This window comes from Microvirga sp. GN3 (assembly GCF_055792825.1).
Genome location: NZ_JBVVAK010000278.1, coordinates 1 through 5,685 on the forward strand (window position 1 = coordinate 1; position 5,685 = coordinate 5,685).

Below are 5,685 nucleotides of genomic sequence, written 5' to 3' on the forward strand. Positions count from 1 at the left end.
CTTTCATCAGGGCCAGCGGTCACATGAGCCGCACTCACAGGCCGTAGATATGACTGCACCCGACCACTTGCACTCACGTTCAACAAAACCCTTGCCGGCAGGGAGCGTCCAGATATGACGATGCTGTTTGAAGATCGACAACAGGATGGCTCCTCGATTAGCTGTCTGGTGGCGGCACGTTGTTGACCACCCGCGAGCCGATACGGATCTCGCCGCCCGTGATGTCCTCCAGGCCCGCGATCATGCGCAGCAAGGTCGACTTGCCGCAGCCTGAGGGGCGACCAGGATCAGGAACTCGCCATCCCAAATGTCGATGTCGGCCCCTTGATGATCTCGACGGGCACCGTAGGACTTGCGGACGTTGCCGATCTCGATTGACGACATGAGGCGCGTTCCTCCGTTTGCTGGGTTCGTTAGTTGCGAGCGTTCAGGGTCGCAGGGTCTCTTGGATGCCTGCTTTCTTATCCGCCGCCAAGGCACTGCGGTGAATGTCAAAGCCCCATAGCTCTTTGGAGGGCGGAGGACATGTGGTCTTCCATCGCCTTCACCGCCGCCGCGACGTCGCGCTTCTCCAGGGCCCGGATCACCGCCCGATGCTCCGCGATCGTGTTCTGGACGAGCGGGGGCGTGATCACGTAGCGCCTGTCGATGCGGATCACCTTGATGCGGTCGCCGGCCTGCGCGTAGACCGCATCGATGTAGGGGTTGCCGAGACTGCCGACCATCGTGTCGTGGAACTCGCGCTCCATGGCTTCGATCGCGTCCCCGAGCTCCGGCTGGCGCAAGCCTGCGCGGATGCGCGCCTCGACCTCGTCATGGGTGCGGGTGAAGCGATCGATCTCCTCCTGGGAGCACACCGAGCAGAAGTGCGAGACCGCTTCCTTCTCGATCAGACGGCGCATTTGGTAGGTGTGCCGGATGATCTCCATGCCCGGCCGGACGATGCGGATGCCATTCCGGGGCAGGATCTCGACCAGGCCCTCGGCGTGAAGCGTCCGGATGGCGTCTCGCAGCGGCGTGACGGGCACGTCGAGCATCTCCGAGAGCTGCCCCTGGGTCATGACGGCACCGAGGTCGATCGTGTGATCGAAAAGGCGCTGCTTGAAGCGCTGATAGGCGACGTCACTCAGGCTCATACTTCAGTCTCATTATCTGATACATCACATGTCTTGACAAAAATATATCAGGAGCATTTTGATGTGTAAACCTCGAGCCAGCCCGCTCCGCAACACGAAGGTCCGAACCTTGTCCCACAGCGACCTGCCATCATCCCGCAGCCAGACAGGAACGATCCGCGAGGCGCGACTCCTGCGCTTCTCCTTCCCCCGGGACCGGGTGATCGGCGACAGCCAGGTCCGGATCGAGAAGGCCAACATCGGCGTGCTCGAGCTCACCACGAGCGATGGCCTGGTGGGCACCGGATTCTTCTTCGACCTCTTCTACGGGCTGCCGTCGGAACGCGAACTGACCCGCATCTTCGAGGACCAGGCCATGCCGGGCCTCAAGGGCGAGATACCCACCGTCCTCATCAATCGCATCCTGCGCCCCCGCGGCGGCAACCGCCGGATGCTGCCCTACGGCTTCGCCGAGGCCATCGACCAGGCCCTGTGGGATCTCCACGCCCAGGCCCTCGGCCTGCCGCTCTGGCGCCTTCTGGGCGGCAAGGAGGGGCGCGTGCGCGCCTATGCCAGCGGCCTCGACTACCATCTGTCCGACAACCACTACAGCCACTTCTTCGCCCAGGCCAAGGCCAATGGTTACGAGGCCTTCAAGATCAAGGTCGGCCACCGCGACGTCGCGTGGGACCTCAATCGCCTCAGCCTGCTGCGCGATGCCGTCGGACCCGAGGCGCTCATCATGGTCGACTCCAACGAGGCCTGGACGCCCAAGGAGACCATCCGGCGCATCAACGCCTACCAGGATGCCGGCTTCCCGATCTACTGGCTCGAGGATCCCTGCCTGCGCGAGGACTTCGAGGGCTTGCGCCAGGTCGGAGAGGCGTTGCCCCACACCCATCTCAACACGGGCGAGTACCTCGACCTCGCGGGCAAGCGGGCGCTGATCGCGGCGCGCGCCGTCGACATCCTCAACGTCCACGGCAAGATCTCGGACTCGCTGCGGGCCGGGTGGCTGGCGGCCGAGCATGGCCTCGAGGTGTCGCTCGGCAACACCAGCATGGAGATCGGCGTCCACGTGGCCTGCGCGCTGCCGGAATGCCACTGGCTGGAATACAGCTTCCAGAACACGACGATCCTTGTCGAGGAGACCGTCCGGATCGAAGGTGGCTATGCCTACGCGCCGGACAGGCCGGGCCATGGAATCCGGCTCTCCGATCGGGCACGGGCCGAGTTCCGCTGCCCCGAGGCCGGACAGGAGACCGCCGCCGGCATCCTTCCCGCTCCTCCGATCCCCCTCGAGATATCCGCCGCATGAGCGCCTTCCAGGATTCCTCGCACGGGCAGGGGATGACGCGGCTGGCACTGATCGCCGACCGCTACAATCCCCTCCACCTTCTGAGCCACTGGTCCGACGGCAGGTTCTGGGTTGTTGCCCTGCTGGCGCCTGCCGTGATCCTGCTGGCCCTGATCGTGATCTACCCGCTGTTCTATGGCCTCAGCCTCAGCGTGCACGAGATGCGCCTGACCCGTCCCGATCTCGGGACGGGGTTCGTTGGACTGAGGCACTTCGTCGCCATGCTGTCCGACGACGTGTTCTGGCTTGCGGTGCGCAACACCTTCCTGTGGGTCGGCATCGCCTGCGTCCTTGAGGTCGGCCTCGGCATGGTCAGCGCGCTTGCCCTCAACCGGGCCCTGCCGGGGCTGAAGCTCATCGCTGTGCTTGTGCTGCTGCCGTGGTTCCTGCCGAAGGTCGTGGCGGGCAACATGTGGGCGCTGATGCTCGATCCGCGCCTCGGCGTCCTCAACGACATCCTCGTCCGACTCGGCATCCTTGCGCAGTACAAGGCCTGGTTCTCCGATCCGGCCACGGCCTTCGGCACCGCCGTCGTCATCGAGGCCTGGTGCGGCTTCCCCTTCTTCACGCTGCTGTTCATGGCCGGGCTCAAGGGCATCCCGCATGAGCTCTACGAGGCAGCCTCCATCGACGGCGCCACTCCGACGCAGCGCTTCCGCTTCGTGACCCTGCCCATGCTCCGTAACGTCATGCTCGTGGCTGTGATCCTGCGGGTGATCTCGCTCGTGAACTCGCCCGACCTGCTCCTCATCCTGACGCAGGGTGGACCGGGACATTCCACCCTGGTGCTCTCGCTCTACGCGTTCGAGACCGCCTACCGCGGCTTCGACTTCGGGTACGGCTCGGCGCTCGCCGTCGTGATGCTGGTCATCCTGATGCTGTTCACCTTCCTCTATGTCCGGGCCTCCGGCGTCGGGAGGCACGCATGATCGTCGGAAGTGCACGCGAACGCCGCCTCTGGAATGTCGCAACCTATGCGGTTGCCGGGTTCTTCGGCCTCACGGCCTTGGGACCGATCGTCTGGCTCGTGCTCACGTCCCTGAAGACGGAGGCCGACATCGTCACCGCGCAGGGCGTCGTGTACTGGCCGAGCACCCTGACGCTGGCCAACTACCGAGAGCTCTGGGACCAGACCGATTTCCCGACCTTGTTCCGCAACAGCCTCTCGGCCACGACGCTCACGGTCGTCATCTGCCTGGTCGTGGGTACGCTCGCGGCCTATGCGCTGTCGCGGGAGGCCTTCCGCGGACGCCAGCCCCTGCTGATGGGTCTCTTGGCGATCCGGATGTTCCCGGCCGTGATGCAGATCATCCCGCTCTTCATCATCATGAAGGCCATCGGGCTCCTCGACACCAAGCTCGGTCTGGCGCTCGCCTATGCCAGCTTCCTGCTGCCGATGTTCATCTGGCTCATGAAGGGCTTCTTCGACGACCTGCCGGGTGAACTGGAGGAGGCCGCCCGCATCGACGGCTGCTCCAGGCTCGGGGCGATGTGGCGGATCGCGCTGCCGGTCGCCCGCAACGGCATCCTGGCCACCACCGTGCTCATCGCCATCAGTGCCTGGAACGAGTTCCTGTTCGCCCTGATGCTCACGACCGGGGCCGACACCCGGACCTGGCCCGTCGGCCTGCAACTCATGATCGGCGACTTCCAGTTGCCGTGGGGACTGCTCGCGGCGGGCGGGGTCATCAGCATCATTCCCGTCGTCGTGCTCTTCGCCTTCGTCCAGGGATCGATGGTGCGCGGCCTGACCGAGGGCGCCACCAAGGGGTAAACAATCAAGGGAGGACACAATGAACAGCCATCTGACACGCCGCGGAATTCTCCAGTACGGGGCGGTCTTCGCAGCACTCGGCGCGCCGGGCCTGGCCCGCGCGCAGAGCCCGGTCCGCCTGAGCTACTGGCACCACTTCGCAAGCCAGAGCGAGCAGAAGGGCCTGCGCCGCCTGACCGAGATGTTCCGCGCCAAGTACCCCAACATGTCGATGGCGATCGAGACGATCCCGAACGCCGAGTACCTGACGAAGGTGACCGCCTCCGTGGTAGCCAACAGCCGTCCCGATACCTGCATGATCGCGGCCGAGCGCTTTGCCGACATGTACGCCATGAAGGCCCTGCTCGACCTCTCGCCCGAGGTCGCCAAATGGGATCGCAAGGCCGACTTCAAGCCGAGCGCCTGGAAGGGCGCCGAGCGCGACGGCAAGCCCTTCGGCGTCCCGGCCTACTCGTTCGTCAACTGGATGTACTACCGCAAGGACTTCTTCGAGGAAGCAGGCCTGTCAGGGCCCCCGGACACGATGCAGGAGTTCCTCGAGGCCTGCATCAAGATCACGAATCCGGCCAAGAACCGCTATGGGTTCGGCATGCGGGGCGGCGGCGGCGGCCACCAGTACCTGATGGACTTGCTGATCGCCTACGGTTCGCCGATCGTCGTCGACGGCAAGCCCGCCATCGACCGGACGAAGGCGATCGAGGCGGTGCGCTTCTTCTCGGATCTCTACACCAAGCACAAGGTCGTGCCCCCGAGCGCGCCCAACGACAGCTTCCGGCAGATCATGGAGGGCTTCAAGACGGGGCAGACGGCGATGATCTGGCATCACACCGGATCGTTGACGGAGCTGACGGCCGCGCTCAAGCCGAACCAGATCGGCACCACGTTGCGGCCGAAGGGTCCGGTCCTGCGGGCGGCCCGCGTCGACAACCTCTACAACGGCGTCTCCAACGACCGGAATCGGGAGGCGGCCTGGAACTGGGTCAGCTTCTGGGCGGAACCAGACCCCTCGATCGCGCTCCTCGAGGAGACGGGCTACTTCCCAGCGTCCTTCAAGGTCGCCCAGGATCCGCGCATCACAGGCAATCCGCTCTACAAGCCCGCTATCGAGACGCTGTCGTTCGGGCAGAACGCGATCGACACCCCCGGTGTCGAGGCCTGGGGGCAGAACCAGATGTTCCCCGAGTTCCAGAAGATCCTCGTCGGCAACTCGACGGTCGAGAACGCCGTCGACGCGATGATGCGAAGCCTCGACAAGACGTTGAGCTGACGCCCGGAACCGAACAGCCAACAGAAAAAGAGCATCCGATGCCGGAATGGCATCGTCATATCTGGACGCTCCCTGCCGGCAAGGGTTTTGTTGAACGTGAGTGCAAGTGGTCGGGTGCAGTCATATCTACGGCCTGTGAGTGCGGCTCATGTGACCGCTGGCCCTGATGAAA

General features: G+C 64.6%; 5 protein-coding genes and 1 pseudogene. 4 read left to right on the forward strand and 2 right to left on the reverse strand.

Going from position 1 to position 5,685, the window contains the following annotated elements; all coding sequences use genetic code 11:
* Nucleotides 1-163 precede the first annotated feature (163 nt).
* Nucleotides 164-384, reverse strand: a pseudogene (locus ACS5Q1_RS46185) (ATP-binding cassette domain-containing protein); the annotation flags it as partial.
* A 107-nt stretch (nucleotides 385-491) separates the two neighbouring features.
* On the reverse strand, nucleotides 492-1,136 hold the full coding sequence (locus tag ACS5Q1_RS46190) for a GntR family transcriptional regulator (RefSeq protein WP_473104507.1): 645 nt from the start codon (nucleotides 1,134-1,136) through the stop codon (nucleotides 492-494).
* A 61-nt stretch (nucleotides 1,137-1,197) separates the two neighbouring features.
* On the opposite strand from ACS5Q1_RS46190, the gene ACS5Q1_RS46195 reads away from it, so the two are divergent.
* The 4 genes from ACS5Q1_RS46195 to ACS5Q1_RS46210 are packed head-to-tail and all read left to right on the forward strand — an operon-like array spanning nucleotide 1,198 to nucleotide 5,513.
* Entirely contained in the window at nucleotides 1,198-2,433 is a 1,236-nt protein-coding gene (locus tag ACS5Q1_RS46195; RefSeq protein ID WP_473104508.1) for a mandelate racemase/muconate lactonizing enzyme family protein, read from the forward strand.
* Complete coding sequence (locus ACS5Q1_RS46200) at nucleotides 2,430-3,401, forward strand: carbohydrate ABC transporter permease (RefSeq protein WP_473104509.1); 972 nt, start codon at nucleotides 2,430-2,432, stop codon at nucleotides 3,399-3,401. Before ACS5Q1_RS46195 ends, ACS5Q1_RS46200 begins: the two co-directional genes overlap by 4 nt.
* Complete coding sequence (locus ACS5Q1_RS46205; RefSeq protein WP_473104510.1) at nucleotides 3,398-4,246, forward strand: carbohydrate ABC transporter permease; 849 nt, start codon at nucleotides 3,398-3,400, stop codon at nucleotides 4,244-4,246. Before ACS5Q1_RS46200 ends, ACS5Q1_RS46205 begins: the two co-directional genes overlap by 4 nt.
* 19 nt (nucleotides 4,247-4,265) lie before the next feature.
* The gene (locus ACS5Q1_RS46210) at nucleotides 4,266-5,513 is read left to right on the forward strand and encodes an ABC transporter substrate-binding protein (RefSeq protein ID WP_473104511.1); all 1,248 of its coding nucleotides are present in this window, start codon (nucleotides 4,266-4,268) and stop codon (nucleotides 5,511-5,513) included.
* Nucleotides 5,514-5,685: the final 172 nt, after the last annotated feature.

What these genes read in the sequence shown, in the direction of transcription:
- ACS5Q1_RS46205 (WP_473104510.1), top strand. Translation starts at nt 3,398, where the DNA reads ATGATCGTCGGAAGTGCACGCGAACGCCGCCTCTGGAATGTCGCAACC.
- ACS5Q1_RS46195 (WP_473104508.1), top strand. Translation starts at nt 1,198, where the DNA reads ATGTGTAAACCTCGAGCCAGCCCGCTCCGCAACACGAAGGTCCGAACC.
- ACS5Q1_RS46200 (WP_473104509.1), top strand. Translation starts at nt 2,430, where the DNA reads ATGAGCGCCTTCCAGGATTCCTCGCACGGGCAGGGGATGACGCGGCTG.
- ACS5Q1_RS46190 (WP_473104507.1), bottom strand. Translation starts at nt 1,136, where the DNA reads ATGAGCCTGAGTGACGTCGCCTATCAGCGCTTCAAGCAGCGCCTTTTC.
- ACS5Q1_RS46210 (WP_473104511.1), top strand. Translation starts at nt 4,266, where the DNA reads ATGAACAGCCATCTGACACGCCGCGGAATTCTCCAGTACGGGGCGGTC.